The organism is Streptomyces sp. NPDC048255, assembly GCF_040652415.1.
Classification (GTDB): domain Bacteria; phylum Actinomycetota; class Actinomycetes; order Streptomycetales; family Streptomycetaceae; genus Streptomyces.
Window position 1 is genome coordinate 1 of record NZ_JBEZMA010000017.1, and the last position, 26448, is coordinate 26448.

Annotated in this window: 23 protein-coding genes and 1 pseudogene; 17 read left to right on the plus strand and 7 right to left on the minus strand. The window is 75.0% G+C overall.

The annotated features are described in order from the left end of the window. The 4 genes and pseudogenes from AB0D94_RS16150 to AB0D94_RS16165 form a co-directional block, all read left to right on the plus strand. Nucleotides 1-100 (plus strand): annotated as a pseudogene (locus AB0D94_RS16150) (IS481 family transposase); the annotation flags it as partial. 336 nt (nt 101-436) lie between these two features. Further along, the gene (locus tag AB0D94_RS16155; RefSeq protein WP_362051663.1) at nt 437-1072 is read left to right on the plus strand and encodes an ABC transporter ATP-binding protein; all 636 of its coding nucleotides are present in this window, start codon (nt 437-439) and stop codon (nt 1070-1072) included. Continuing rightward, the gene (locus AB0D94_RS16160) at nt 1069-1935 is read left to right on the plus strand and encodes a metal ABC transporter permease (protein ID WP_362051664.1); all 867 of its coding nucleotides are present in this window, start codon (nt 1069-1071) and stop codon (nt 1933-1935) included. Before AB0D94_RS16155 ends, AB0D94_RS16160 begins: the two co-directional genes overlap by 4 nt. Next, a complete protein-coding gene (locus AB0D94_RS16165; protein ID WP_362051666.1) occupies nt 1893-2702 on the plus strand; it encodes a zinc ABC transporter substrate-binding protein in 810 nt (269 codons plus the stop codon). Before AB0D94_RS16160 ends, AB0D94_RS16165 begins: the two co-directional genes overlap by 43 nt. 61 nt (nt 2703-2763) lie before the next feature. Here AB0D94_RS16165 and AB0D94_RS16170 read toward each other — a convergent pair whose 3' ends face one another. Continuing rightward, entirely contained in the window at nt 2764-4452 is a 1689-nt protein-coding gene (locus AB0D94_RS16170; protein ID WP_362051668.1) for a class I adenylate-forming enzyme family protein, read from the minus strand. Then, complete coding sequence (locus AB0D94_RS16175) at nt 4449-6239, minus strand: CoA transferase (protein WP_362051670.1); 1791 nt, start codon at nt 6237-6239, stop codon at nt 4449-4451. The genes AB0D94_RS16170 and AB0D94_RS16175 overlap by 4 nt, the downstream gene beginning before the upstream one ends. A gap of 203 nt (nt 6240-6442) precedes the next feature. On the opposite strand from AB0D94_RS16175, the gene AB0D94_RS16180 reads away from it, so the two are divergent. After that, nucleotides 6443-7594 carry an acyl-CoA dehydrogenase family protein gene (locus AB0D94_RS16180; protein ID WP_362051877.1) on the plus strand — a complete coding sequence of 384 codons (1152 nt, stop codon included), beginning with the start codon at nt 6443-6445 and terminating at the stop codon, nt 7592-7594. On the opposite strand, the gene AB0D94_RS16185 is transcribed toward AB0D94_RS16180, so the two are convergent. Then, nucleotides 7581-8669, minus strand: a complete 1089-nt coding sequence (locus AB0D94_RS16185; RefSeq protein ID WP_362051672.1) for a sugar ABC transporter permease — start codon at nt 8667-8669, stop codon at nt 7581-7583. The genes AB0D94_RS16180 and AB0D94_RS16185 overlap by 14 nt on opposite strands. Continuing rightward, nucleotides 8666-9823, minus strand: coding sequence for an MFS transporter (locus tag AB0D94_RS16190; protein WP_362051879.1), 1158 nt, complete (start codon nt 9821-9823; stop codon nt 8666-8668). The genes AB0D94_RS16185 and AB0D94_RS16190 overlap by 4 nt, the downstream gene beginning before the upstream one ends. Nucleotides 9824-10163: 340 nt before the next feature. Here AB0D94_RS16190 and AB0D94_RS16195 point away from each other — a divergent pair, with 340 nt between their 5' ends. The 3 genes from AB0D94_RS16195 to AB0D94_RS16205 all read left to right on the plus strand — a co-directional run bounded on the left by AB0D94_RS16195 (nt 10164) and on the right by AB0D94_RS16205 (nt 12934). Then, nucleotides 10164-10922: a hypothetical protein gene (locus AB0D94_RS16195; RefSeq protein WP_362051674.1), complete on the plus strand. Its 759-nt coding sequence runs from the start codon at nt 10164-10166 to the stop codon at nt 10920-10922. Between the two features lie 145 nt (nt 10923-11067). Continuing rightward, entirely contained in the window at nt 11068-11766 is a 699-nt protein-coding gene (locus AB0D94_RS16200; protein ID WP_362051676.1) for a sigma-70 family RNA polymerase sigma factor, read from the plus strand. A 175-nt stretch (nt 11767-11941) separates the two neighbouring features. Then, nucleotides 11942-12934 (plus strand): COX15/CtaA family protein, encoded by a 993-nt coding sequence (locus AB0D94_RS16205; protein WP_362051679.1) that lies wholly within the window; start codon nt 11942-11944, stop codon nt 12932-12934. 49 nt (nt 12935-12983) lie between these two features. On the opposite strand, the gene AB0D94_RS16210 is transcribed toward AB0D94_RS16205, so the two are convergent. Then, nucleotides 12984-14198: an MFS transporter gene (locus AB0D94_RS16210; protein ID WP_362051881.1), complete on the minus strand. Its 1215-nt coding sequence runs from the start codon at nt 14196-14198 to the stop codon at nt 12984-12986. A gap of 308 nt (nt 14199-14506) precedes the next feature. Between AB0D94_RS16210 and AB0D94_RS16215 the strand changes: the two genes are divergently transcribed. From AB0D94_RS16215 to AB0D94_RS16255, 9 genes are all read left to right on the plus strand, one after another. After that, nucleotides 14507-15574, plus strand: coding sequence for an ABC transporter substrate-binding protein (locus AB0D94_RS16215; protein ID WP_362051682.1), 1068 nt, complete (start codon nt 14507-14509; stop codon nt 15572-15574). Then, nucleotides 15564-16721 carry an iron ABC transporter permease gene (locus tag AB0D94_RS16220; protein WP_362051685.1) on the plus strand — a complete coding sequence of 386 codons (1158 nt, stop codon included), beginning with the start codon at nt 15564-15566 and terminating at the stop codon, nt 16719-16721. The genes AB0D94_RS16215 and AB0D94_RS16220 overlap by 11 nt, the downstream gene beginning before the upstream one ends. Beyond that, nucleotides 16718-17509 (plus strand): ABC transporter ATP-binding protein, encoded by a 792-nt coding sequence (locus AB0D94_RS16225; RefSeq protein ID WP_362051687.1) that lies wholly within the window; start codon nt 16718-16720, stop codon nt 17507-17509. The genes AB0D94_RS16220 and AB0D94_RS16225 overlap by 4 nt, the downstream gene beginning before the upstream one ends. A gap of 41 nt (nt 17510-17550) precedes the next feature. Then, nucleotides 17551-18408 (plus strand): DUF364 domain-containing protein, encoded by an 858-nt coding sequence (locus AB0D94_RS16230; RefSeq protein ID WP_362051690.1) that lies wholly within the window; start codon nt 17551-17553, stop codon nt 18406-18408. Beyond that, nucleotides 18405-19412, plus strand: coding sequence for a GHMP kinase (locus tag AB0D94_RS16235; protein WP_362051692.1), 1008 nt, complete (start codon nt 18405-18407; stop codon nt 19410-19412). Before AB0D94_RS16230 ends, AB0D94_RS16235 begins: the two co-directional genes overlap by 4 nt. Continuing rightward, nucleotides 19375-20400 (plus strand): pyridoxal-phosphate dependent enzyme, encoded by a 1026-nt coding sequence (locus AB0D94_RS16240; RefSeq protein WP_362051694.1) that lies wholly within the window; start codon nt 19375-19377, stop codon nt 20398-20400. Before AB0D94_RS16235 ends, AB0D94_RS16240 begins: the two co-directional genes overlap by 38 nt. A gap of 122 nt (nt 20401-20522) precedes the next feature. Continuing rightward, the gene (locus AB0D94_RS16245) at nt 20523-21944 is read left to right on the plus strand and encodes a hypothetical protein (RefSeq protein ID WP_362051696.1); all 1422 of its coding nucleotides are present in this window, start codon (nt 20523-20525) and stop codon (nt 21942-21944) included. Nucleotides 21945-22009: 65 nt separating this feature from the next. Then, nucleotides 22010-23296, plus strand: a complete 1287-nt coding sequence (locus tag AB0D94_RS16250) for an AAA family ATPase (RefSeq protein WP_362051698.1) — start codon at nt 22010-22012, stop codon at nt 23294-23296. Next, entirely contained in the window at nt 23293-24549 is a 1257-nt protein-coding gene (locus AB0D94_RS16255) for a VWA-like domain-containing protein (protein ID WP_362051700.1), read from the plus strand. Before AB0D94_RS16250 ends, AB0D94_RS16255 begins: the two co-directional genes overlap by 4 nt. A 38-nt stretch (nt 24550-24587) precedes the next feature. Here AB0D94_RS16255 and AB0D94_RS16260 read toward each other — a convergent pair whose 3' ends face one another. Both AB0D94_RS16260 and AB0D94_RS16265 read right to left on the minus strand, forming a co-directional pair. Then, the gene (locus AB0D94_RS16260; RefSeq protein WP_362051702.1) at nt 24588-24956 is read right to left on the minus strand and encodes a hypothetical protein; all 369 of its coding nucleotides are present in this window, start codon (nt 24954-24956) and stop codon (nt 24588-24590) included. Nucleotides 24957-25009: 53 nt separating this feature from the next. After that, on the minus strand, nt 25010-26401 hold the full coding sequence (locus tag AB0D94_RS16265) for a M1 family metallopeptidase (RefSeq protein WP_362051704.1): 1392 nt from the start codon (nt 26399-26401) through the stop codon (nt 25010-25012). Nucleotides 26402-26448 lie beyond the last annotated feature (47 nt).

A 26448-nucleotide genomic window follows, 5' to 3' on the forward strand; every position in this document is an offset into this window, starting at 1 on the left:
CGACTGGCTGCACTGGTACAACTACCACCGACCCCACACCGGCATCCAAGGCCAAACACCCGCCAGCCGCGTCACCAACCTGCCCGGACAACACAGCTAGGCCCTGTCCGGGCGATCTTCGCGGGCCCGCGCCGCCCGGCACGGCACCTCGCCGCGTTGTCGGACCGCGCGAGTACGGCCGAGTACGAGCTGCGATCCTCCGCCTTGCGATGCACCGCACCAGACGACGCGGACTGATCCACGAAGATCCCCCGGACAGGACCTAGTTCTGTGACCGGAAAGGTTCACCGGGTCGCGTCCGCAACGCATCGCCCGCTGCCAGGGGAAGAACCTTCCGCTTGGCGGGAACCCAGGGCGTGCGGCGTCCGACTACTGGCGCGTGGGAGGCGGACGTACGCCGTTCCCCGCGCGGCAGCGAGCGACTGAGGGGTGTGTGATGGGCGGGCTGGATGTGCGCATGCGGGGGGTCGCCTGCCGGCACGGCCGGGTGGAGGCCGTCGCCGACGTGGATCTGGAGATCGCCGCCGGTGAACGCGTGGCGCTGACCGGGACCAACGGCTCGGGCAAGACCACCCTGCTGCGGGCCGTGCTCGGCCTGCACCGCCAGGTCTCGGGCTCGATCCTCGTCGGCGGGCGGAGCACCCGCTCCCCCGCCGAGTGGGCCTGGCGGCGCCGGGCCTGCGCCTGGATCCCCCAGAAACCGGCGGCCGGCCGTTTCCCCCTGCTCGGCGCCGAGCTGCTGGCGAGCAGCGCGGCCCCGGCGGACGCGGCCGAAGCCGCCGGCCGGCTCGGGGTCGGGGCGCTGACCCAGCGGCCCCTGCACACCCTCTCCGGAGGGCAGTTGCAGCGGATGTACCTGGCCCGCGCGATCGGCTGCGTCGCCGCCGGGGCCGAGGTGCTGCTGGCCGACGAGCCCACGGCGGCCCTCGACTTCGACGGGCAGGCGGAGGCCGCGGACGTCCTCACCTCCCTGCCGGTCACGCTGGTCGTGGTGACCCACGACCGCGCGCTGGCCGAACGGTGCGACCGGGTGCTGGAGATGGCCGCCGGGCGGCTGCGGGAGGTCCGGTGACCCTCGCCACCGCCGATCTCGGCACGCTCCTCCAACTGCTGCCCGTGCAGCGGGCCGGCCTGGCCCTGCTGCTCGCGGCCGTCGGCCTGCCCGTCATCGGGGTGGTCATCGTCGGGCTCGACATCATGCCGGTGCGGTTCGCGATGATGCACGTGGCGCTGCTGGGCATCGCGGTCGGGCTGCTCACCGGCCTCGACCCCATGCTGTGCGCGCTCGTCGCCTGCGCCCTCGCCGGTGCGGGCGTCGCCCCGCTCGCCCGCACCCCGGACGGACTGTCGGGGGCGATGGGCCTGCTGATGAGCCTCGCCATCGCCGCCGCGCTCCTGCTGCTCGCCGTGTCTGGGGTCAACGCCTCCGGGGCCTTCGCCCTGTTGTGGGGTTCGATCCTGTCCGTGGGCACCCCCGATCTGGCCGTCCTCGGCGTGCTCGCCGTTCTCGTACCGGGTCTGTTCTGGTGGCGGCGGCGCGAGATCGGCCTGCTGCTGTACGACCGTGAACTCGCCCAGTGCTCGGGCGTCCCCGTGCGGGTCCTGACCACGGCGCTGCTCGTCCTGGTCGCCATCGCCGTCGCCGGGGCGATCAAACTCACCGGGGCCCTGCTCGTCGACGCCCTGACCCTGCTGCCCGCACTCGCCGCGCGCCGGCTCGGCAGCTCGCTGAAGTCCATCACCCTGTGGGCGGTCGGCATCGGAGTGGCCGTGAACCTGACGGGGTTCCTCCTGGCCCTGTGGCTGGACTGGCCGCCCGGGCCGGTCCTCGTCCTGACGGCGGGGGCGGTCGTCCTCGCCGTCCATTTCATACCCGAACGGAGAATCAACTCATGGCGCGCAACCGCGTCCGTACCTCTTCCCTCGTCGCACTGAGCGCGGCGCTCCTGATGACCGCCGGCTGCGGCGGCGACGCGGACTCCGACTCCCCTGCCGGGAAGGGCGGTTCGAACCCGAAGGCCAAGCCCGTGGTGGTCGTGACCACCACCTGGGAGGGCGCGTTCGCGAAGGCCGCCGGCGCCGAGGACGTCAAGGTCATCGTGCCCCAGTCCGTCCACCACGCGCCTGACTACGATCCCAAGCCCTCGGACCTCGCCGCCGTCGCCCAGGCCGACTTCGTGCTCTACGCGCCGTTCGAGCCGTACGCCGCGAAGATCAAGGAAGCCGCCGGCTCGAAGGCGAAGCTGGTCGAGGTGAACCTCGACAACGACCCCGACAAGGTGAAGGCCGAGGTCGACCGGCTGGGCGGACTCTTCGGCACGGCGGACGCCGCCGCGCAGTGGAAGGCCGGTTTCGACACCGAGTACGCGCGGCTGAACAAGGACGTCCAGGCCGCCTGGCCCGGCGGGAAGAGCCCTTCGGCCGTCACCCAGGTCTTCACCGCCTGGTCGGCGAAGCTCGCGGGCGTCACCACGGTGGGCACGTACGGGCCCGAGGCCGTGACCCCGGCGCAGCTGGCCGAGCTCTCCGCCAAGAAGCCGGCCTTGGTGCTGGACAACGCGCACATGTCGACGGGGACCGTCCTGCCCGACGCGGGCGCCAAGCAGGTCAAGATCGTCAACTATCCGGGTGAGGACCTCGACCTGCTGGCGGTCTACCGCAACGCCGCGGCCGAGCTCAAGAAGGCCATGGGGACCTCCTGACCGACACCTCCTGAGCGACGGCGGGAAAGGGCCCGGCAGCCGGTGCTGCCGGGCCCTTCCGTCATCCGGCCTGGGCGAGGGGCGCGGGGCCCCTCGTACCGTCGCCGGTCTGCGGCGCGCTCCTAGCCAGGCGTTCCCGCAGGGCCGCCCGGTCGGGCTTGCCGGCGGCCGTCAGCGGCAGCTCGCCCACCACCAGGAGGCGCTCCGGGTGCTTGCGCCGCTCCAGGCCGCGCGCGGTCAGGTGTTCGCCGAGGGAGGCGAGCGTGGGCGCGACGGAACCCCGGGGCACGACGCAGGCGGCCAGCCGCTCGCCCATGAGCGGGTCGGGGACGCCGACGCAGACCACGTCCCGGACCCGCGGGTGCGAGCTGAGTTCGCGTTCGACTTCGGCGGGGCTGATGTTGGCGCCGCCGCGGATGACGATGTCCTTGAGCCGTCCTACGACGTGCAGGACGCTGTCGGCGTCGAGGTAGCCGAGGTCGCCGGTACGGACCCAGCCGTCGGGCGTGCGGTAGCGGGCGTCGAGGTCGGGGGCGCCCACGTAGCACAGCGGCGTCATGGGGCCCCGGGAGATGATCTCGCCGATGGCGCCGTCGGGCAGCGGTTCGTGCGTGTCGGGGTCGGCGATGCGGATCTCGGCGACCCGGGGGTCGGGGTGGCCCGCGACGACACCTGAGGCGTCGGTCGGGGGAACCGTGTTGCCCAGTCCCGTATGGCAGTTGACCCCGTCCGCCGAGCCGTAGAGGTTGACCACCGGGCAGCCGAACGCCTTCGCGGCGGCGGCCGCGGTGGTCTCGTCGAGCGGGGCGCCGCCGAGGACCAGGGCCGTGGGGGCGGGCAGCTGCTCGCCGGTCGCGTCGAGGCGTTCGAGCATCATCCGGACCATGGTCGGCACGCCCAGGACGTGGGTCGGCCGGTGCTCACGGACCGCCGCGACCGCGGCCTCGGGGGTGAAGTGGTCGAGCAGGACCAGGGTGCCGCCGTGCCGGGCGAGGGTGACGGCGGTCCCGTTGGATCCGAAGGCGGAGGCCAGCGGGACGAGGAACAGGCAGCGCGGCGGGGTGCCGTCGGGGATCAGGGAGGCGAGGAAGTTCCCGCGGCCGCCCGCGAGAGCGTTGTGCGAGTACGCGATCATCTTCGGCTCGGCCTCGGACCCGGACGAGACGAGGATGCGGGCGGCGCTGTCGGGGTCCGGCCGGGCCGGGACGAACCCGCTGGGGTCGGACCGCATCAGCCCGGCCCACGCGGTCGTTCCCTCCGGCGCGGTACCGGGGCCCACGGCGATGACGTGGCGCAGGGCGGGCAGGGCGCGGGAGAGCGCGTGCAGATCGGCCGCGTGGCGGAACTCGCGGTGTTCGACCGCGGCGATGACGGCGACGGCCTCGGCACGCCGCAGCAGGCACTCGGCCTCCAGCGTGCCCCGGCCGACGGGGAACGGGAGCGCGACGGCGCCGAGTGCGGCCAGCGCCAGGTCGGCGATGACGGCGTTGCGGTGGTTGGGCAGCTGTACGCCGACCACGTCGCCCGGGCGTATCCCGAGGTTTCTGAGGCCGGTGGCCAGACATCGCACCTTGCGGTCCAGGGCGGTGTAACAGAGTGCGCCCTTGGCGTCCAGGACGGCCGTGCGGTGCAGGTCCGCGATCTGGCGGGCCCGGAAGAGGCTGTAGAGGTCGAGGTCGGGACAGGTGCCGTCGACCACCCAGGAGCGGCGGAGTTCGGCGGGCAGCAGATCGTGCAGTTCGACGGTCACGCGAGGCTCCAGGGGTTCGGGACTGCGGGGGCGCCGTAGGCGTCGCGGCTGATCGAGCCGGCGAAACGCGGGTCGTCGTGCAGGTCGCAGAGGTCGGTGGTGACGGCGGTCGCGCCGAGGCCCTGGTCGCGCAGCCGGGTCAGGGCCTCGCGCGTGGAGAGCTCGCGCAGGTCGTACGCCGCCGCGGCCGCGGCGCTCCCGTCGGCGGGTGCGATCCAGCCGTCGGCCGTCGCCAGCGGATGCCGGAATCCGGCGGGCCGTCTGGGGTCCTCCCCGCGCGCCGCGCGCCGCAGGGCGGGTGCGGTCAGGGTGTCGGCGGCGCCGAGGAGCGAGGAGTCCACCCGTACGCCGTGCCCCGTACGCTCGCGCAGCAGCAGGCCGGCCAGCACCGCCTCGGCGCCGTGCAGTCCGCCGAGTACGTCGAGCAGGGTCATCAACGAGGGGGCCGGGGGCTCGTCTCCGGGCCGGACGGCCTCGCCCACGCCGGTCCGCGCCTGGACCATGAAGTCGGTGCCCATGGGGGCGTCCGAGAGCCGGTCGGCCCAGCCGCTGGTGTACGCGTAGACGAGCGCGGGATTGACGCGCCCGAGGTCGTCGGCGTCGAGGCCGAGCTCTTCGGCCTTGCCCGGCGCCCAGTTGTGCAGGAAGACGTCGGCCTGCGCGGCCATGTCGCGCAGCCGGCGGCGGTCGGCCTCGGCCTTGATGTCGATCTCGACGGCCCGCTTGCCCCGGTTGAGGGCGAGCCAGCGTGCGGAGACGCCGGAGCAGGCGGGGGGCATGCCGCGCAGGGGATCCCCGCCCGGCGGCTCGATCCGGATGACCTCGGCGCCCAGCAGGCCGAGCAGGTGCGCGGCCAGCGGGGCCTGGATGCGGCGGCCGGCCTCCAGCACGGTCAGCCCGGCCAGCGGCCGGGCCGGCGAGGGGGTTGGGGTGCCTGTGGGACGCGTGGCAGGCCGGCCGGCACCGGCTCCCCGTGGCTCCAGCGACCAGGGGGCGGCGCCGTCGGACTCCCCGGCGCGTTCGGCGAGGCTGCGCAGGACGCACACCTCGGCGCCGGAGAGCGCCGCCGCCTGCCGGATCCGCACGAGGGGATGGGCCAGGGTCACCGTGTGGAGGACGGCCGGAAGGGGGGCGCAGGCGGTGGCGTAGCGGAACTGGAAGGGCCGCCAGCCCGCCCGTATCGCGTCTGTGGGTGCCTCCAGCGCCCGCCAGAACGCCGCCCAGGCGCCCGGATCGAGGGTCTCCAGCTCGAAGAGCACACCTTCGGCCGAGGTGAAGGGTGGTCCGCCGGGGGCGAGTTCGGCGGCCTCGCCCTCGTCGGCCCCGGCCGCGGCGAGGTACTGGGACACGGCGAGCAGCCCGGCCCGGTCCGCGCCGGTGGTGACATGGGAGGCCCCGGCTCCGCGGGCCTGGCCGACCAGGCCCGCGAGCAGCCCCTGGACGGTGAGGACGGCGGTGGCCGTCGCCGCGTAGTCGGCGGCCAGGCCGCGCGGGCCGCCGTCGCGTCGGCCGTGGACGGCCATCATGCCGGTGGCGGCCTGCACGGTCGCCTCGTCGACGAGCCCGCTCCCGGGGTTCCCCCAGGTGGTGGTCGCGTGCGCGGGCGCGAACCCGCCTCCGGCGAGCGTGATCCGGTCCGGCATGTCCAGGTCGCCGGGGGTCTCGCTCCGCGCGCCGAGCAGCCGCAGGTGTTCGGCGACGACGTCCGTGATCTGCGGGGGCCCCGAGGTGTCGAAGCGCAGTGTGTCGAGCGGCCGGACCGTCTGCGTGGTTGCGGGGGACGCCATGCCTCTCCTCTCCCGGCGCGGCGGTGGCCGTCGCCCAGGTCGTACGGGATGCGGGAACCCGGGAGCGTGCGCACCCGACCAGTTCCACGGACAGACAGTCGGACAGCCGTTCCCATGGGTTCCCGGGAATGAGGAGGAATGCAGTGACGGATTCAGGCGCCGCGTACGACCGGCCCGCACGACCGGACGTCGATCGCGCGGAGTTGAGGGGACGGGTCGAACGGTTCGTCCGCGCGCGGGTGGTCCCGTACGAGGCGGTGCTCGACGCGGGCGGGCCGGCCGCCGCTTCGGCCCTGGCGGAACTGCGCGGCCGGGCCCGGGACGAGGGGCTGTGGGCGTTGCCCCTGCCGGCCGAACTGGGCGGCGGCGGACTGTCCTTCGCCGCGTACGCGGAGCTGGCGGAGGCCGAGGGGGCCAGCGACCACGGCCCGGCCGCGCTGGGTTCCGCTCCGCTGCTCGACGTCACCATGCTGGGCCGCCACGGCGGTGCCCGGGTCCGCGAGGAGTACCTCGAGCCGCTGGTCGCCGGGGAGTTGCGGAGCTGTTACGCCATGACCGAACCGGACGTCCCCGGCACCGACCCCTTCGGCACCACGACCCGCGCCGAGCGGCAGCCCGACGGAAGCTGGCTGGTCACCGGCCGCAAATGGTTCACCTCCGGCGCGGCGGGCGCCGATCTCGTGACCGTCATGGGCCGCACCGGCGGTCTGCCCGGCGACCGCGAGGGGCTCTCGCTGCTCCTCGTCCCCACCGGTTCCCCCGGCTTCCGTGTCGTCCGGGAACTCCCGGTGCTCGGCGCGACGGGCCAGTACGAGATCGAGCTCGACCGCGTCCGCGTACCCGCCGACCACCTCCTCGGCGCACCGGGCGGCGCACTGGCGATCGCGGGCGAACGACTCGCGCTCGGCCGCACCCTGCGCTGCCTGCGCTGGCTCGGCCAGGCCCAGCGCGCCTTCGACCTCATGTGCGAGCGGGCCGCCACCCGCCGCGGGTCCCGGGGGCCGCTCGCCGACCACGAACTGGTCCAGCAGCACGTCTTCGACGCCCTGCTCGCGCTGCGCACCACCCGGCCCCTGGTCCACGAGGCGGTGGCCAGGATCGCCGCCGGGCAGGACGCCCGCACCGAGGTGGGGCTCGCCAAGGTCGCCGCCGCCCGGATGCTCCAGCGGGTCGTGGACTCGGCCATCCAGGTCCACGGCGCCGCCGGACTCGGTCCGGACACCGCACTGCCCGCGCTGTTCCGCTCCGGACGCGCCGCCCGCATCCTCGACGGCCCGGACGAGCTCCACATCACCTCCGTGGCCCGCCGCGTCCTGCGCGACTACGGCGGCCGCGAACCCGCTACACGCGGGTGATGTCGACGAGCCCCTCCAGCGATGCCAGCCCGAGGGCCAGGAAGTGGTCGCCCCAGATGAGTTCGTGCCGGACCGCCAGCCCCTTGCCGCAGTCGTAGCAGCCGTCCAGCAGCATCCCCGCCGGACGGCCGGCAGCGGCGCCGTCGGTGACATGGGCTTCGGCGAGCCGCTTCAGGACGGCCCCGGCCCGGTACGCGCACTCCGTCGCCCAGGGGCCGGGCACGCGGGCGAGTTTCAGCAGGGCCACCGCGGTGATCGCCGCGGCCGAGGTGTCCGGCGGCCCGTCCGGCCGGGCGGCCTCGGCCGGCGGGACGAGCCGGCCGGTGAGCACGTCACCCTGCGCCAGCAGGTGCCGCGCCGCGCGCGCGAGCCGGTCGTCCGGCAGGTGCGCGGCGACCTCGGGGAGGAGCAGCGCGTCGGCGACCGCGAGGAGGAGCCAGGCCCGGCCGCGGCTCCAGCCCGGCCGGGGTTCCGCGCAGGGCCGCCAGCCCGTCCCGCCGGCGAACTCCCAGGCGGGGGCCCGTTCTTCCCCGGCGGGTCCGAGGCAGAGGCCGAGGTGGCGCCGGAGGTGACCGGCCGCGGCGGCGGCGCCTTGCGGTCCGGCGCCGGCCAGCAGGGGAACCATTCCGGGCACGGCGTCCGCCCGGGCCAGCAGGCGGGGCCCGCCCAGCGCACCGCCCCAGGGCACGATCCCGAGCGCGGGGTCGTACGCCGCCAGGCAGGCCCGGGCCGCGTGCGCCCGCAGGGCCGCCGCTTCGCCGTCGTCGGCTGCCGGAGCGGTCCCGTACCAGAGGATCAGGCCGCGGGTGGCGGTGTCCGCCTCGGCCCAGGGCCCGAGCCGCGCCGTGCACGCGGCGGCGGCCCGCCGGTCGGTTTCGGCGCCCGTGGAACGGGCCAGCAGCCACAGCAGCCCGGCCCAGAAGCCGCCGGTCCACGAGCCGCGGCCGGTGGTCGTCCACCGCCCGTCGCCGGGCTCGGCGTACAGCGGGAAGCGCGGGCCCACCTGCGCCGCGGTGACCGCGACCCGTTCGAGCACGGCCGCGAGTGCCCGGCCGGCCCAGGCCCCGGAGGTCACGCGGTCCGCTCCTGCCGGTCAGCCGTACGATCGCTGCCGTCCCGGGGGTCCCGGCGGTCCCGTACGCACCAGAGGAAGGCCACGGCGGCCGCCACCGCGAACTCCGCCGCGACCAGCACCCAGCCGGACCCGTACCGGCCGCTCTGCGCGAACAGGCCGAACAGCGGCGGCCCCACCGCGAACCCGGCGAAGAACCCGGCCGCCACCAGCGCCGAGTCCTGCCCCGCCCGCCCCGGTGCGGCACGCTGCATGACCAGCACCATGGACACGGCGTTGCCGGACACGGCGAACACCCCCACCGCCACGGCACCGGCCCACACCAGGGGGCTCGCCAGCAGCGCGGCCGCCAGCAGGGCGGCGGCGCAGAGCGCCCCCACGGCGAGCCAGCCGGGCAGCAGTTCGGCGCGCCCGGGGCGGGCCGCCTTCGACCACGCCACCCGGCCGCCGATCCCCGCCACGCCCAGCACGGCGACCAGGGCGGCGGCCTGGGTCGGACCCATCCCCAAGCGCTGGACCCCGTACAGGGCGAGGTAGGTGTTGACCGAGGCTATCCCGGCCCCCAGGAAGAGCGAGAAGACCGCGAGCCAGGCCACCATCCCGCGCGGAACGAACGGCGTACGGGCGGGGGTCGCGGGCGGCGGCGGGTCGGCGGGCAGGCCGCGCAGGGCCCACCCACCGGCCAGCAGCGCCGCGCCCGAGGCGGTCCACACCGCGCCCCGCCAGCCGATTCCGGCGGCAAGCGCCGCGAGCGGCAGCCCGGCAACGAACGCACCCAGCTGCACCCCGGACTGCTTCAGCCCGGTGACCGCGCCGCGCCGGGCGGGCGGTACGGCGGCCAACACGGCTTTGTTGGTGGCGGGGTTGGCCAGCGCCTGTGGAATCCCGCCCAGGGCGACCGCGCCCAGCAGCAGACCGGCGCCGGGCGCGGCACCGATCAGGGCGAGTGCGGCGGCCGAGACCAGCAGCAGGGCGACGAGTGAGCGCCGCGGACCGATCCGGTCGACGATCCGGCCGCCCGCCGGGGACAGTACGGCGGCCGTGCCGAACCCGATCGTGGTCGTCAGGCCCAGCACCGCCGGCGATATGCCGATGCCGTCCACGAGACGCGGGCCCAACGCCCCCAGCAGGAAGAGCTGGAGCATCGAGAACGCCATGGCGCAGGTGAGCAGTGCGGTCAGCCGGCGCTCGGCCCGGCTCCGCGGACCCGATGACGTGGCCGTCGCCGCCGCCGTCCCCTGTGACGCCACAGAAATCTCCCTTCCCCGGGTGCCGGAACACCTCGGCCGGCGGGAAGGCAGTCGGACGCGGCCGCGGGCCGGTTCCCGCTCTCCGGTGTGCCCTGCGCCACACCGGACGCACGGGCCAGGCGTGCCAAGGACCGGCTCGAGAACTTGTCAGGAACCGCGCACCCACGGGCGCGTTCCGCACGGCTGGTGCAAGGATGAACCCGCCATGACGTCACCAGGCCACTGTTCCCGAGCCGTTCGGGCTGCGATGTTCGCAGCCGTCTGCGTGCTGCTCGCGGCCATCGGCCACATCCTCATGTCCGGCTCGGCCGTGCCCTGGTGGGCGATGGCGGGCGGGTGCGTGGGGACCGGGGCCGTGGCGTGGGTCCTCGCGGGCCGCGAACGCGGGCTGCTCGCCGTGACCGCGGCGACCGTGGCCGTCCAGGGCGTGCTGCACTGCGGGTTCTCCCTGGCCCAGTCGTTGATCCGGCCCTCCTTGCCGACCGGGACCTCGTTCGCCCGCCAGTGGGCCGAGTACCTGACGTGCGGGGACGGCGCGGGAGCCGGGCTGTCCGCCCGCGAGGCCCTGAGGGTGGTCGACGCGGCCGGGATCGGCGCGCGCGTGTCCCAGCCACCGCCCGGTACCGCGCTGCCGGGCACCCACTCCCACCACGCCACGCACGACATGGCGGACCTGTCCTCCGGCGCGAGCGGCGCCCTACTGCCGGGCGGCGGCCACGACATGGGAGGCATGTCACCGGGCGGAATGCTCGCCGCCCACCTGCTCGCCGCCGTGCTGTGCGGGCTCTGGCTCGCCTACGGGGAGCAGGCCGCGTTCCGTGTCCTGCGCGCCCTGGCCGGATGGTTCCGGACACCCCTGCGCCTGCTCCTCGGCCTGCGCGCCACGACTCCGCACCGCCCGCGGATCCGCGTACGCCGTGAGCGGGGCGACCGGGCGCTGCGCCGGCTCCTGCTCGTCCACACCATCACCTCACGGGGTCCGCCCGCGGGAACCGCTGTCCTGTGACAGCTGGTTCCCCGAGCGCACGCTGACGGCTGCTGTTCCCCGTCGCGCCTCGGGCATCGGCCGTGCCCTCCGGCAGGCCGTATCCCTTCACCGGCCCCGCCGCGCGCGGCGCCGGACACCCCTTGCCCGTAAGGATCTTGTGGCGATGACTCCTGCCCTGCCCGCCCCGTACCGTCCCGCCGCCCGGCAGCCTGCCCGGCACACCCCCGGCTCCGACGCGGCCGTCACCCTGCTGGCGCTCGACGCCCGCGACGGCGACCCCGCGAAGGCCGACCGTTTCATCCGCGCCCTGCAGCGCGACGTGTGGCGCTACGTGGCCTACCTCAGCGCCGACCCCCAGTCCGCCGACGACCTCACCCAGGACGTGTTCGTCCGCGCGCTCGCCGCGCTCCCCCGTTTCGAAGGCCGCTCCTCCGCCCGCACCTGGCTGCTGTCCATCGCCCGCCGCACCGTCGTGGACAGCTTCCGGCACGCCGCCGCGCGCCCCCGGCTGTCGGACCGCGACGACTGGCAGACGGCCGCCGAGCAGGCGCAGACGTACGACGTCCCCGGCTTCGAGGACGGCGTCGCCCTGGCGGAACTCCTGGCGGCCATCCCGGCCGAGCGCCGGGAGGCCTTCGTGCTCACCCAGCTCCTCGGCCTGCCCTACGCCGAGGTGGCGCAGGCCGTCGGCTGTCCCGTCGGCACCGTCCGCTCCCGCGTGGCCCGCGCCCGTACCTCGCTCATCGCCCTCCTGACGGACACCGGGCCGCAGGCCGCCGAACCGGTCGGCCCGGCCCCGCTCCACGCCGGACGCGACGCCCGGCGGTCCCGGGCAGCGGGCCTCGTACCGTCAGCGGCCTGATCCCGGGCCGTGCACCGGGAGGGTGTGTGCACCGGGAGGGTGTGCCGCCCTCCCACCCGCTCCGCCGTCCGGGCCCGGGCGCGTCACCGGGCCCGGACGGCACGGGTGATGCCCCGTCAGCCGGCTCAAGCGGGCCGCGTACGCTGGGGGTTCCGCGGCACAAGGAAGGCTGATCGTGCAAACTCCCCTCTCATGGCTGGCCGGCAGGTACTCGCTCGACACGAGAGCCGTCAGGCTGGCCGCACTGGTGTCGGTGGTGGCGAGCATCGCCATCATCGTCACCGGTGGAATCGTGCGCGTGACCGGCTCCGGGCTCGGCTGTACCGACTGGCCCATGTGCACGGGAGAGACCCTGGCCCCGACGGCGGAGATGGGCCTGCACGGAGCGATCGAGTTCGGCAACAGGCTGCTCACCGGGGCACTGAGCGCGGTGGTGGGGTGGGTCATCATCACCGCCCGGCTCCAGAAGGAGCCGGTGCCCTCGGTGCTGCGCGGCGCCTGGGCGCAGTTCTGGATCGTCGTGCTGAACGCGATCGTCGGCGGGGTCACGGTGTGGATGCGCCTGAGCCCGTACGTCGTGGCCGCGCACTTCCTCGCGGCCACGCTGCTGCTCACCGCCGCCGTGTACACCTGGCACGCGGCGTGCGCCGACGCGGGCGCGGAGGGGGACGCGCCGGCCACGGGCGCCCCGCTGCCGCCCGCGCGCTGCAGGTCCCTTTCGGCGGCCCTCGTCGCGGTGACGGCCGTACTGGTCGTGGTGGGCACGATCGCCACGGGGTCCGGCCCGCACGCCGGCGACTCCTCGGACGTGCAGCGCATGCCCTTCGACTGGACGGTCGTGACCGTCGTCCACGGCGTGCTGGCCGCGGCGGTCCTGGCCTTGACCTGCTGTCTGCTGGCCGCCCTGCCCCGGGAGGGGTTCGGCGCCGCGCGCGGCAAGACGGTGCTCTTCCTCGTCGTGGTCCTGGCGCAGGGGGCGGTGGGCCTGGTGCAGTCGCTGACGGGTCTGCCCTCGCTCGCCGTCGTCCTCCACCTGCTGGGGTCGGCCCTCGTGTGGGTCGGCGTACTCCAGGTGCACCTCACGCTCAAGAGGCCGGATCCCGGCGCTGCGCTTCCGCTCGCGGGAGCGGCGCCGTACAGCGCGCCCGACGAGGCCGCGCGCACCTGATCGCGCGGACCGTGCGGCCCCGGCCGGGATCGGCCGGGGCCGCACGGGCTCAGTCGGACGTGGCGGGCGTGGCGGGCGTACGGGCGAAGTTGCGGGCCGTGGGAACCAGCGCCGCGGCGGCCGGTACGAGGAAACAGGCGGCGGCGCAGACGGCGAGGACCGGTGTGACGCCGAAGACGGTGACGGCCGGGGCGATCAGGGCCAGGCCGACCGGGGCCAGCCCGTAGGAGACCAGGAAGTCCAGCGAGGAGACCCGCGCCAGCTTGTCCGGGGCGACCTCGCGCTGCGTGGCCGTGAACCAGGGCACGTTGAACAGTTCGATCCCGATCCCGGCGACGGCGTACGCGACGACCACCGCGGCGGGGTGCACCGGCAGCATGAGGCTCAGCGGCGCGAAGCCGTATGCGGCGAGCCCGGCGAACGCGGCCCAGCCCTGGGCGCGGGGCCGCCAGCGGGCGATGACCAGGGCCCCGCCGAGCGCGCCGACCGTGTACGCGGTCATGGCCGCGGCCAGCACCCACTCCGTGCCGTAGCGGTCACGGCTGATCAGCGGCAGGGCGACGCTGGTCGCGGAGTAGCCGAGCGAGATGACCGCCGTCAGCGCGGCGAGGCCCGCGAGGAACCACGGGTGGCGGCGGGCTTCGCGTATGCCGTCCACGAACTCCGCCCGGAAGGAGGCCCGCGGGGCCGGACCGCCGGCGGCCGCGGAGGCCGGAGCCGGGGCCTTCCCGGTGCCCCGGCCCGGCACGAGCGCGGCGACGAGCCACAGCAGGCCGATGCCCATCAGCAGGGTCCAGATGTCGAGGAAGGCGGCGAGCAGCGCGGTCAGGGCGGGGCCGGCCAGCGTGGAGCTGCGGACGGCCAGGGTCATGGCGGCGTTGGCCTGCTGTCGGCGGTCGGGGGCGACGGTCTCGGCGGTGAGGGCCTGGAAGGCGGGGCGGCAGGCGCCCTGACCGGCCCCCGCCAGGGCGGCGGAGCAGGTCATGAGCAGGACGGACCGGCCCAGTCCGGCGGCGAGCAGCGGCGCGGCGGCCGCGGCGGCGAGCGCCGACCAGAGGACGACGGCCCGCCGGGAGTGGCGGTCGGCGAGGACCCCGCCCACGGCTACGGCGGCCAGGAACCCGATGGTCCGCGCGGCCAGGACCAGGCCGAGACCGGCCGGGCTGAGTTCCCGGTGGAGCACGGCGAGGCCAAGGACGAAGGGCAGCGCCCACGTGGCGAGGCCGGAAGCGGTGGTGCCCGACCACAGGCGCAGGAACGCCATGTCACGCAGGACGGAACGCGACGGGGGCGGATCGGTCTCGGTCGCGGTGGGCGCGGGTGCAGTCGCCACGGTGTGATGCTCCTCTTTGTCACGGATCAGCGCGGTCCGGCCCCGGAGGCGGGTCTCAACGACCTTCGCCAGCAGGACTGTTGGGCCCGGGCTTGTCGGCAGGTACCCCGGGGCGCGGCGTCGGCGAGCCGCCCCCCGGAATGGATTAATGAAAACGATAACCATTACAGTACCCTTCGAACGCGGCACTCCTGCCCGGTGCACGACAACGCCCACGCTCCTCCCAGACCGGAGAACCCATGCGCCACCCCGCCCGCTTCGGCATCGCCCTCACCGTCGTCCTCGCGACAGCGGGCTGCTCGGCAGCCAACGAGGGCTCCTCCTCGGCCGGCGAGCCCGCTGCCTCGAAGGCCGCCACGACGACGCTCACCAGCTGCGGACTGCAGCAGTCCTTCGACGGCCCGCCGCAGCGCGCCGTGGCCCTGGACCAGGCCTCGACCGAGATCCTGCTGGAGCTCGGCCTCCAGGACCGGATGGCCGGAACGGCCAACCTGAAGACGAAGATCCCGCCGCAGTACCAGGACTCCTACGCCAAGGTCCCGGTCCTCGCCCCGAAGATCGCCACCAGCGAGCAGCTGCGCGCCGCCACACCCGACTTCGTCGTCGCGGGATCCACCGACCTCTTCACCAAGGACCGCGCCGGCACCCGCGAGGAGCTGGGCGCGCTCAAGGTCCCCACCTTCGTCAGCGCCGTCGACTGCCCGACGCAGAACGAGCCCGGCAGGACCGCCTTCGACCTGCTCTTCGCCGACTACGAGAACCTCGGCAAGGTCTTCGGCGCCGAGGAGCGGGCCGGCAAGCTCGCCGCCGAGCAGCGCGCCGCCGTCGCGAAGGCCGGGGAGAACGCCGGGGAGAAGGCGGCGGAGGGAGCCGGGGAGAAGGCCGGCGGGAACGGCGCGCAGGCCAAGGACCAGCCGACCGTCGTCTACCTCTACTCCGTCTTCAACGGCATGCCGTACGTGGCGGGCGGTTCCGGCCTGCCCAGCGAGATGAGCCGGATCGTCGGCGCGAAGAACGCCTTCGACGACGTGAACGAGGACTGGCCGGAGGTCTCCTGGGAGGAAGTCGCCAAGCGCGACCCGGACTTCATCGTCATCGGGGACCTCTCCGAGCGCGGCCGCCCGGGCGACAGCGCCGCCGAGAAGCGCGCCGCGATGGCCGGGCACCCGGTCGTCTCCCAGCTGGCCGCAGTACGCGACAGCAGGATCATCGAGGTGCCGGGGATCGAACTGGACCCGTCCGTCCGGTCCGTGCACGCGCTCGGTCTGCTGGCGGCGGGGATGAAGGACCTCGGACATGCCCGCTGACCCGGATCCGGCGGCCCCCCGCCCCGGACCGGTGGACCTGCTGCACCCGGCGGCCCGCCGGGCGGCCGGGTGCGCCGGGCCGGCCGTGACCGTGGTGACCGGCGGGGCCCCTCCCCCACCGGCTCCCGCCGGCCGGTCCGGGCCCGCGCAGGCCGGGCTGTTCGTCCTGGCGGCGGCCGCACTGGCCGCCTCGGTGGCCGCCTCCGTACGGATCGGCACGGCGGACGTGGGATGGGCCGACCTCGCCAGGGTGCTCGGCACGAGGCTCGGCCTGGACGTCGAACCCCTGCCGCCGCTCGTCGACTCGCTCGTCTGGGACCTGCGGCTCCCGCGCGTCCTGATGGCGGCGCTGGTCGGCGCTTCGCTCGCGGTGTGCGGCACGGTGCTCCAGGCGGTCACCCGCAACGCGCTCGCGGACCCCTACCTGCTCGGCGTCTCCTCGGGAGCCTCGGCCGGCGCCGTCACCGTCGTCGTCCTCGGCGTCGGGGCGGGCACGCTCGGGATCACCGGCGGAGCGCTGGCCGGGGCGCTGCTCTCGTTCGCCCTGCTGATGCTGCTGCTGCGCAGGACCGGCCTGGACTCGGTCCGGATCGTCCTGACCGGTGTGGTCGTGGGCCAGCTCTTCACCGCGCTGACCTCGCTGGTCCTCATGGCCTCGGCGGACGCGGACACCACCCGGGCGGTCACGCACTGGCTGCTGGGCTCGATGGCCCCGGCCCGCTGGGACGCCGTCGCGGTCTGCGCGGCCGTCACGCCCCTCGGGCTGGCCGTCGCCTGGCTCCGCGCGGGCGCCCTCGACGGGCTCGCGTTCGGCGCCGACACCGCCGCTTCGCTGGGGATCGGCGTACGGCGCACCAGGCTGCTGCTGCTCGTGGTGACGGCCGTGCTGACCGCGGTGGCGGTGGCGACCGTCGGTGCCATCGGGTTCGTCGGGCTGATCGTGCCCCACGGGGTGCGGTTCCTGATCGGGCCGCTGCACCGGGTGCTGCTGCCCTACGCGGCCCTCTGCGGCGCGGTGTTCCTGGTGTGGACCGACGCGCTGGCCCGCGTGGCCTTCGCGCCCCGGGAGCTGCCGGTGGGTGTGATCACCGCCCTGCTCGGCGTACCGCTCTTCCTGCTCGTCCTGCGCAAGCGGGGTGAGCTGTGAGGATCACCGCCGAACGGCTGAGCTGGTCGGTGGCGGGCACGTCCGTCGTCCGCGAGGTCGGCCTCGACATCGCACCGGGCGAGACGGTCGGGCTGCTCGGCCCCAACGGATCGGGGAAGTCGAGCCTGTTGCGCTGCCTGGCGGGCCTGCGCGTCCCGGACGCGGGCACCGTCTCCTACGACGGCCGGTGCGTCCGGGGCTGGAGCGCCCGGCGCATCGCCCGCCATGTCGCCTTCGTCGAGCAGGACTCCGGCGCCGACAGCGATCTGAGCGTCGCCGACGTCGTGGGGCTGGGGCGGACCCCCTTCCGGGACCGCTGGCGCGGACCGGACGCCACCGACCGGGCCGTGGTCGCCGCCGCGCTGGACCGCCTCGGGCTCACCGCACTCGCCGGCCGGTCCTGGCGGGCCCTGTCGGGCGGCGAGCGGCAGCGCGCCCACCTCGCCCGGGCGCTGGCCCAGCAGCCGTACGGACTGCTCCTCGACGAACCCACCAACCACCTCGACGTCAAGCACCAGTTGGAGCTGATGGAACTGCTGGCCGGCACCGACCGGACGGTCCTGGTGGCGCTGCACGACCTGTCGCTGGCCGCCCGGTACTGCGACCGGCTGGTGCTGATGCACCACGGGCGGGCGGTGGCCACCGGCACCCCGGAGGCCGTCCTCACCTCCGAGCGGCTCGCCGAGGTCTTCGAGGTGGACGCCGAGCTCACCACCGACGCGCTGGGCCACCCCGCGGTCGCCTACCGCCGGCCCGTCCACGCCTCGCCCGCGCCGATCACCCTGTGACCCCTGAAATCCCCGTATCCCGTACGACAAGGAATCCTGCAATGACCACACCCACCACCGCCGTCGGGAACATAGGCGACGTACGGACCGTGGAGGCCCTGACGGCCTCCGTGCTGGCCGGCGAGCGCGGCCCGCTGCCCTCCACGCTCGTCGCGACCAGCGTGTTCTGGATCCACCACGGCACCCGGCTGGCCGGCGGCGACACCACCTACCTCAACCAGTACGTACTCGTCCGCCTCGGCGGCTCCTTCGGCGGCTGCGCCTTCGAAGCCGGCGAGATCGACCCGGCCGTCTGCCGGGACTCCTCCGGCACCCCGCTCGACGTCCTGCTGCGCGAGGCGCCCCGCCCGCTGCGGATGGCGGCGCTCGACGCCTACCTCGCCGAGGCGCACCCGCACCGCGCCGCCGCCGCGGCGGGGCATGCCGAGCCGGTCGTCCTGCCCGCCGGGACGCCGGAGGTCCGCGCGAAGGCCCGCGACGCGGCCATCGCCGGGCTGCTGAACATCGAGGAGGGCGCACGGGTCGGCCTCATCGGCGTCGTCAACCCGCTGGTCGCCGCGATCCGCGAGCGCGGCGGCGTACCGCTGCTCTGCGACTTCAACCTGAGGACCACCCAGTGGGGGGACCCGGTCACGACCGACATGCACGAGGTCCTGGACCGGGCGGAGGCCGTCGTCGCCACCGGAATGACCCTCAGCAACGGCTCGTTCGACACCGTCCTCGAGCGCTGCCGCACCCGGGGCGTCCCCCTGGTCGTCTACGCGCAGAGCGGCAGCGCCGTGGCCCGCGCCTTCCTGGGAGGGGGCGTGACCGCGCTCTCCGCCGAGCCGTTCCCCTTCTCCCAGTTCAGCGCCGACCCGACCACGCTGTACCGCTACCGGACGGTGGGCCGCGCGTGATCCCGGCCGCCCACCGGACCGTACCCGGTGCCGGTGCCCTCCCCGACGGGACCGGCACCGGGTACGCACCCTGCCACCACGGCGAGATCCTCCAGGGCGTCTTCCTCGACACCGCCGGACGCAGGTGCGCCGGCCTGGTCACCCTGCCCCTGGCCGGACTGGGCAGCCGCGCCGAGTTCGTACGCGATCCGGACTCCGGCGCGGAGCAGCTCGACGTCGTCCCCGCCGGCCGTACGAAGGCCCGCAGGGCGGCGGCCCTCGCCGTCGAGGAGTGCGCGCGGCGGCGCGGGGAGCCGCCCTGCGGCGGGGAGCTGCGGCTGACGGGGGAGGTCCCCGTGGGCCTCGGCATGGGCAGCTCGACCAGCGATGTCATCGCCGCCATCCGCGCGGTCGCGGGCTCCTACGCCCTGCTCCTGGAGCCGGAGACGATCGCCCGGCTGGCGGTGCGGGCCGAGCTGGCCTGCGATCCCCTGATGCTCGACGACCGCCCGGTGCTGTTCGCCCAGCGCGAGGGACGGGTCCTGGACGTCCTCGGCCCTGCCCTGCCGCCTCTGGTCGTGGTGGGCTGCGCCCTCGGCGGGGGCGCGCCCGTGGACACCCTCTCCCTGCCGGTACGGGTCCACGACGACAACGACGTGCGCGCCTACGAACGGCTGCGCACGCTCTTGCGCCGGGCCGTGGCCACCGGCGACGCGGAGCTGCTCGGCGAGGTGGCCACCGCCAGCGCCTGGCGCGGCCAACAGCTGCTACGCCACCCGGAGTTCGACACGCTCACCGACATCTCCCGGCGGGTGGGGGCGACCGGCGTACAGATCGCCCACAGCGGATCGGTCGCCGGTCTGATCTTCGATCCGGCCGCGCCCGGCACGAAGCACCGCGTACGCAGCTGCGTACGCGCCCTGGACAACAGCGGCATCCCCGCCACCCGGATCTTCACCACCTTCCCCACGACCAAGGAGCTCCGAAATGGACCAGCACATCGCGGAGTCGGTCGGCAGGCCTGACCTGATACGCCTCGACGACCGGCTCATCTGCCTCCGCTTCGAGACCATGAAGGTGGTCTCCGCCCTCGCGGCGGTGCGCCACCTGCTCGACACCGGCGCCGTCCGCCGCGGGGACACCCTGCTGGACAGCTCCAGCGGCATCTACGCCTACGCCCTCGCCCTGGCCTGCCACCGCTACGGCATGCGCTGCCACATCGTCGGCTCGACGACCGTCGACCACACCCTGCGCACCCAACTCGCCGTGCTGGGGGCGACGCTGGAGCAGATGGAGCCGTGCAGCGACCTGAAACTGGACCAGAAGCGCCGGGTCGAGCGGATCCACGAGATCCTCGCCGAGCACCCCGAGTACCACTGGATGCGGCAGTACCACGACGACATCCACTACCTCGGCTACCGGGCCGTCGCCGACCGCATCCGGCAGGCCACCGGGGGCGAGGCCCTCACCCTCGTCGGCGGTGTCGGCTCCGGAGCCTCGACGGGAGCCCTCGCACGCTACCTCCGGCAGGGGTCGTCGTCCGAGGTGGAACTCGTCGGGGTGCAGCCGTACGGCAGCGTCACCTTCGGCGCCGAGCACGTCGCCGACCCGGAGATCATCATCGCGGGGATCGGCAGCTCGATCCCGTTCGGGAACGTCGCGCACGAGCTGTACGACACGCTCCACTGGATCTCCTTCGACGCCGCGCTCGCCGGCAGCGTGGACCTGTTGCGCCGGCACGCCGTCTTCGCCGGGCTCTCCACCGGAGCCGGGTACCTCGCCGCCCGCTGGGAACGCGAGCGCGCCCCCGGGCGGACCGTCCTGTTCATCGCCGCGGACACCGGCCACCGGTACGTGGACACGGTCTACGCCCGCCACCGCGAGGCCGCCGACGTGGCGGACCTCGCCCCGCGGCCGGTGTCCGGCCAGTCCGAACTGGCCCTGCCCTGGTCCCGGATGCGCTGGAACCGCTCACCGGCACCGGCACCGGCGTCAGCACCGGGCAGACCGTAGGGCTCCTCCCCCGCGGAAAAAGCCCTGGCGGGGCGGGGCGGGGTCCCGCTAGGCTCCGCGACGATGATGACGACTCACCCCACTCACAGATCGGGGGTCCCGTCCGCGCAAGGTGAGTGCTGATGCTCACTCAGACCGCGATGGGGACTTCCCACCTTTCCCTCTGGCTGCGCGTGCGCGAGTTCGCCGTGCCGCCGTCCATGATCGAGACCGCCACCGCCCGCCGGCATGCCGGGGACTGGGGCGCGGCCTGTGCCGCCGCGGGCTTCGACGTCGAATTCAGTCCACGGACCGTGGCGCGCACCCACGGGCACGAACTCTCGGTCCGCGTCCGGGCCGATCTCCGCCATCTCGCTCCCGACCTGCTGCGCTGGCACATGCCGAGGGTCGCTCCGGACGGGCTGCTGCGCCCGGGACTGACGATCGCCCTGGCCCGGTACGACGGAGCGGGCCGTGACGGCGTACATCCGGTGCACCTCGTGGCCCGGACCGCGCCGGCCTGGGCGGATGCCGGCCAGCGGATCAGCCTCGCCCTCTGGGACGGGTCCCGCTCCGATCCCGCCGCCCGCCGCCATCCGCACCCCCGTCCCGACCGGCGCTTCCGCCTCGACCTGCACCGCCACCTGTGGGACGCGCGCAAGGCCGACGAGCTGCGGTCGCGGTCGGGGGCCGACCGGCCACCCGCGCCGGACGCGGACGTGCCGGATCCGCACGTACTGGATCCACACCTGCCGGGGACCGCGCCGCCGGGGCGGCTGCCCTGCGCCGTCGACCGCTGGGCGGCCGAGGCGCAGTTGCTCCTCCGGGCCGAGGGGAGGAGCACCGGTCCGGTGGCCGTGCGCCTGGGCGCCCGGAACAGGCTGCTGCTGGAGCCGTCCCCGGACGGGGACGGGGACTGCGGGCCGCCCGCCGTGCGGATCACGGCGGGCTCCGCGGACGCCCGCGACCCGGCGCTGCCGGTCCTGCCCGATGCCGCGACCTGGGTGCTGCCCGACCTGGAGCTGCTGCGCGCCGGTGCCCTCGGGGCGGACCGGCTGCACCCGCTGGTGGCTTCGGCCCTGCTGCCGGACCACGCGCCGGCCGGGCCCTCCCGCGGCCCGGCCGCGGCGGGGCGGCCGCACCTCGTCGAGTGCCGGGGAGCCACGCACCGGATCGCCCTGGTCGACGGGGTGCTCGCCCCGCTGGACCACGACCCCGGCGAACTGCGCCGCGAGGAACTGCTGGTCGCCCTGACCGGTACTCCGCTGCCCTGCCTCCAGGCGATCGACGTGGCACACCGCCGTCCGGACTGCCTCACCGGCGTACGCGAACGCCTCGACCACGGAGACATCGCCGGTGCGCTGGCCGTCGTCGAGGGCCTGCTGGGCCCGGACGCCGTACTGCGCGACGGCGTGCTGCGGGACGAGCTGGAAGCGGCCGCGCAACGCCGGCTCACCTACGGACTGTTCCGCGCGGGCCTGGCCGAACCGGGACCGGGCCGCATCCGCCCGGGCGCCCGCCGCTCCCGCGACGACCTCCGGCGCCCGCGCCACGCCACCTGCTGACCCGGGGCCCGGCCCCCGCGCCCTTTCCACTCACCACCCACCACGAACCCCCTAGGTGATCACTCATGCCCGCACGCACCCCGCTCGCCACTCCGCCCCCGCTCGGCACCCCTTCCCCGCTCGCCACCGCCTCCCAGCTCGACGTCGCCGACGCCCTGCTGGACCTGCTGCGCGACACCACGACCGAACCGCGCCCCGACCCCCAACTGGAGGCCCTGACACTGGCCGTGGCCGCCGACCTGCCCGTCCTCCTGTGGGGTGAGCCGGGCATCGGGAAGACCGCCTCCCTGACCCAGCTCGCGGAGTCCCTCGACCTCCCGCTGACCACCGTCATCGCCAGCGTGCACGAGCCGTCCGACTTCTCGGGACTGCCCGTCGTCGGTGACGACCCCGCGGAACAGGGCGTCCCGATGGCCCCGCCGGACTGGGCCGTGCGCCTCGTCCGGGCCGGCCGGGGACTGCTCTTCCTCGACGAGCTGTCCACCGCGCCGCCGGCGGTCCAGGCGGCCCTGCTGCGCCTCGTACTGGAACGCCGGATCGGCTCCCTGCAACTGCCGCCCGGGGTCCGCATCGTGGCCGCCGCCAACCCGCGGTCCTCGGCGGCCGACGGCTGGGAGCTGAGCCCGCCGCTGGCCAACCGGTTCGTCCACCTCCAGTGGATCCACGACCAGGAAGTGGTCGTACGCGGCCTCGGCGGGACGTGGCCCCGGGCGACCCTGCCCCGGCTCGACCCCGGGAAGCTGGCGCCGGCCGTGGACTTCGCCCGCCGCGCGGTGTGCGGGCTGCTCGCCGCCCGGCCCACGCTCGTGCACCGGCTGCCCAGCGGCGAAGCCCGCCGCGGCGGCGCCTGGCCGTCGCCCCGCAGCTGGGAGATGACCCTGCGTCTGATCGCCTTCGCCACCGCCGCGGGCTCCGCCCGGGACGTACTGTCCCTGCTGGTCAGGGGCACCGTAGGGGACGGCCCGGGGCTGGAACTGCTGGCCGGCCTGGACCGGATGGACCTCCCGGACCCGGAGGCGCTCCTCGCCGATCCGGCCGGGGCCGTCCTGCCCGAGCGCGGGGACCTGCGGCAGGCCGTGCTCGACGGTGTGGTGGCGGCGGTCCGCAAGCGCCCGGAGAAGTCCCGCTGGGACGCGGCATGGGCGCTGCTGGTCCGGGCGCTGGAGACGGGCGCCCCGGACCTGGTGGTCGTCCCTGCGACGACGCTGGCCACGCTGCGCCAGGAGGAATGGGACGTCCCGGCCTCCATCGAACGGCTCGCCGGTGCTGTGTCCCTGTCCCGGCGGGCGGACCAGGTGGCGGCCCGGACCGAGGCACGCGCCGCCGCGGTGGCCGTGAAGGCGGGCCGATGACCGGCGGCGCGCGGCTGGCCGGCAGCGCTCCGCGGGCGCTGGACCTCGACAAGCTGTACGCCGCCAGGCTGCACGCCGTACGGGTCCGGCCCTATCTGGCGACCGCGCTGTTCGCCCTGCACACCGTGGAGTCGCGGAGGGTGCCGACGATGGCCGTCGACCGGCACTGGCGCTGTTACGTCTCGCCGGCCTTCGTGGACCGGACCCCGGTGGAGGAACTGGCCGGGGTGTGGGTGCACGAGGTGTCGCACCTGCTCCGCGACCACCACGGGCGCGGTGACCGCGTCGCACGCCGGCAAGGGCTGACCGGCCGGGGCGACCGGCTGCGGATGAACATCGCCGCGGACTGCGAGATCAACGACGACATCTTCGGTGACGGGCTCACCAAGCCAGAAGGCGCCGTCGAGCCGAGGCTGTTGGACCTGGCGCCGGGAGAGCTGATGGAGGACTACCTGCGCCAGTTCCGGCTCGGCCCCCGGACGGCGGCCGTCGCCTGGCTGGACTGCGGCAGTGGCGCCGACGGGCTGGACCGGGAGTGGGACCTGGGTCCGGACGGCGCGCACGGCCTCAGCGAACAGGAGCGGGACGCGGTCCGGTTCCGGGTGGCGCAGGGCATCATCGGCCACCCCGGAACGGCCCCGAAGGGGTGGCGGCGGTGGGCGGAGGAGGCCTTCCATCCACCGCAGCCGTGGCGGGAGCTGCTGGGAGCGGCGCTGCGCTCGGCGGTCTCCGGCTCGGGCGCGGGCGACGACTACAGCTACGGCCGGCCCTCGCGGCGTTCGGCCGGTGTGCCCGGCGCGATCCTGCCGAGCCTGCGGCGCAGGCCTCCCCGGGTCTGCGTGGTCATCGACACCTCCGGTTCGGTCAGCGACGCCGAACTGGGCAGCGCCCTGCACGAGGTCGCCTCGATCTCCCGTGCGGTGGGCGGCCGGCGCGACCTGGTCTCCGTACTGTCGTGCGACGCGTCGGCGCAGGCCGTCCATCCGCTGTGCCGCGCCGAGGGCATCGAGCTGATCGGCGGCGGGGGTACGGATCTGCGCACCGGTTTCGCCGGGGCGCTGCGCGCGCGGCCCCGGCCGGACGTCGTCGTGGTCCTGACGGACGGCCAGACGCCCTGGCCGGACGCGCGCCCGCCGTGCCGCACGGTGGTGGGCCTCTTCCCCCGGCAGCGCCGGAACCTGTCGAACGAGGACGACCCCGACTACGTCCCGGACTCGCCACCCGCGTGGGCCCGCGTGGTCGAGATCGGCTGAGGCGCGTCGTCCGGCGGACACCGGGCCGCCCGGGCGGGTCACATGTTGGGGATGTCGTAGCCCGGATCGGGGTGCTGTCGCGGGTTCCACCACTCGGTGAGCCCCCACACCCCGAGCGCGAGCGCGGCCGCGGCCGCGAGGGCCCCGATCCAGGGGCGGCGGGTCCACCTCATGGTCAGCGTCCAGACGGAGAGCGGTACGAGGGCGCCGCCGAGCACGATGAGCGGCAGGTCGACGAAGACCACGCTCAGGTCGCGGGCATGGCCCTCGAATCCGCCGTCGATGCTGAAGGCGGCCCGCGGCACCCACACCATCGCCGCCACCGTGGCACCGAGGCCGGCGAGGATCCGTCCCCCCGCCTGTCTCCGGGCCCGGCCCGCGCTCTGTCCTGATGTTCTTCCGCTCATGCCCCTGAGGGACGCGGTCGCACGGGTGCGCGGTTCCCCCGGGCGGACGCTCCCTACCGGGAGGCTCCGCCGTTCGTGGGCGGGTATCCGGGCCTGGCCGGTATCGACGGGCGTACGCGCTTCGCGGTGGGCAGCGGCGGAAGGGAGGGTTCGTACAGCCAGGCCGAGAACAGGTCTTCCAGCGGCTCGGCCGCGTAGCGGGCGGCATGGGACATGAAGCCGGCCGTGGACACGACGCCGTGCCGGTGCACGGTGGCCCACTCGCGCAGCATGCGGAAGAACGCGTCGTCGCCCAGCGCGCAGCGCACCGCGTGCACGGCGAGGCCCCCGCGCTGGTAGAGGCGGTCGTCGAACATCAGCTTGCGGCCCGGGTCGACCAGCCGGAGGTCCTGCGGCTGCGAGGCCAGCAGCCGGTGGGCGGCGGCCGCCAGCTCGTGCGCGGTGCGGCCGCCGGAGCGCTCCGACCAGAGCCATTCGGCGTACTTCGCGAAGCCCTCGTTCAGCCAGATGTGCCGCCAGTCGGCGATGGTCACGCTGTTGCCGAACCACTGGTGCGCGAGCTCGTGGGCGATGAGCCGCTCCGAACCGCGTACGCCGTCGACGTGGTTGGCGCCGAACAGGGAGAGGCCCTGGGCTTCCACCGGGACGTCCAGCTCCTCGTCGGCGACGACCACCGCGTACTCGCCGAAGGGGTAGGGCCCGAACAGTTCCTCGAACAGCTGCATCATGGCGGGCTGCCGGGCGAAGTCGCGGGAGAACTGCGGCAGCAGGTGGGCCGGCACGTGGGCGCTCTGCGGTACGCCGCCGAGCCCGGGATCGCCGAGCAGCACCGTCTGGTACATGCCGATGGACAGGCCGACCAGGTAGCTGGAGGTCGGCGCGGACTGCTCGTACACCCAGGTGGTGGTGCTGGCCCTGGTGGTGCGGGTGAGCAGCCGGCCGCCGGCCACCACCGTGTACGGCGAAGGCGTGTTGACCGAGATGTGGTACGAGGCCTTGTCGGCGGGCCGGTCGTTGCAGGGGTACCAGGAGGGTGCGCCGACCGGCTGGCTGGCCACCAGCGCGCCGTCGGCCAGCTCCTCCCAGCCGATGCCGCCCCAGGGGCTGCGCACCGGCTTGGGGTTGCCCGCCCAGTGCACCTCCACGGTGAAGGCGGCGCCCGCGGGCAGCGGCTTGGGCGGCCGGATCCGGAGCTTGCCGCCGCGGTGGGCGTAGTGCGGGGCCCGGCCGTTCACCAGGACCCGGCCTATTTTGAACTCGGCGAGGTTCAGGTGGAACTCGGTGAGCGGCGCCCGCCCGGCGATCGCGCTGAGCCGGGCCGTCCCGGCCAGCCGGTTGGGGCCGGGACGGTACTCCAGAGCGAGTTCGTACCGGTGCACGCGGTAACGGGGGTCGCCGTTGGCCGGAAAGTACGGGTCCGATGCCGTTGTCTTCTGGCCGCTCACTGCCGCTTCCGCTCCCTGCGCTGTGCTCGTACGACGTGCTGGGGCGT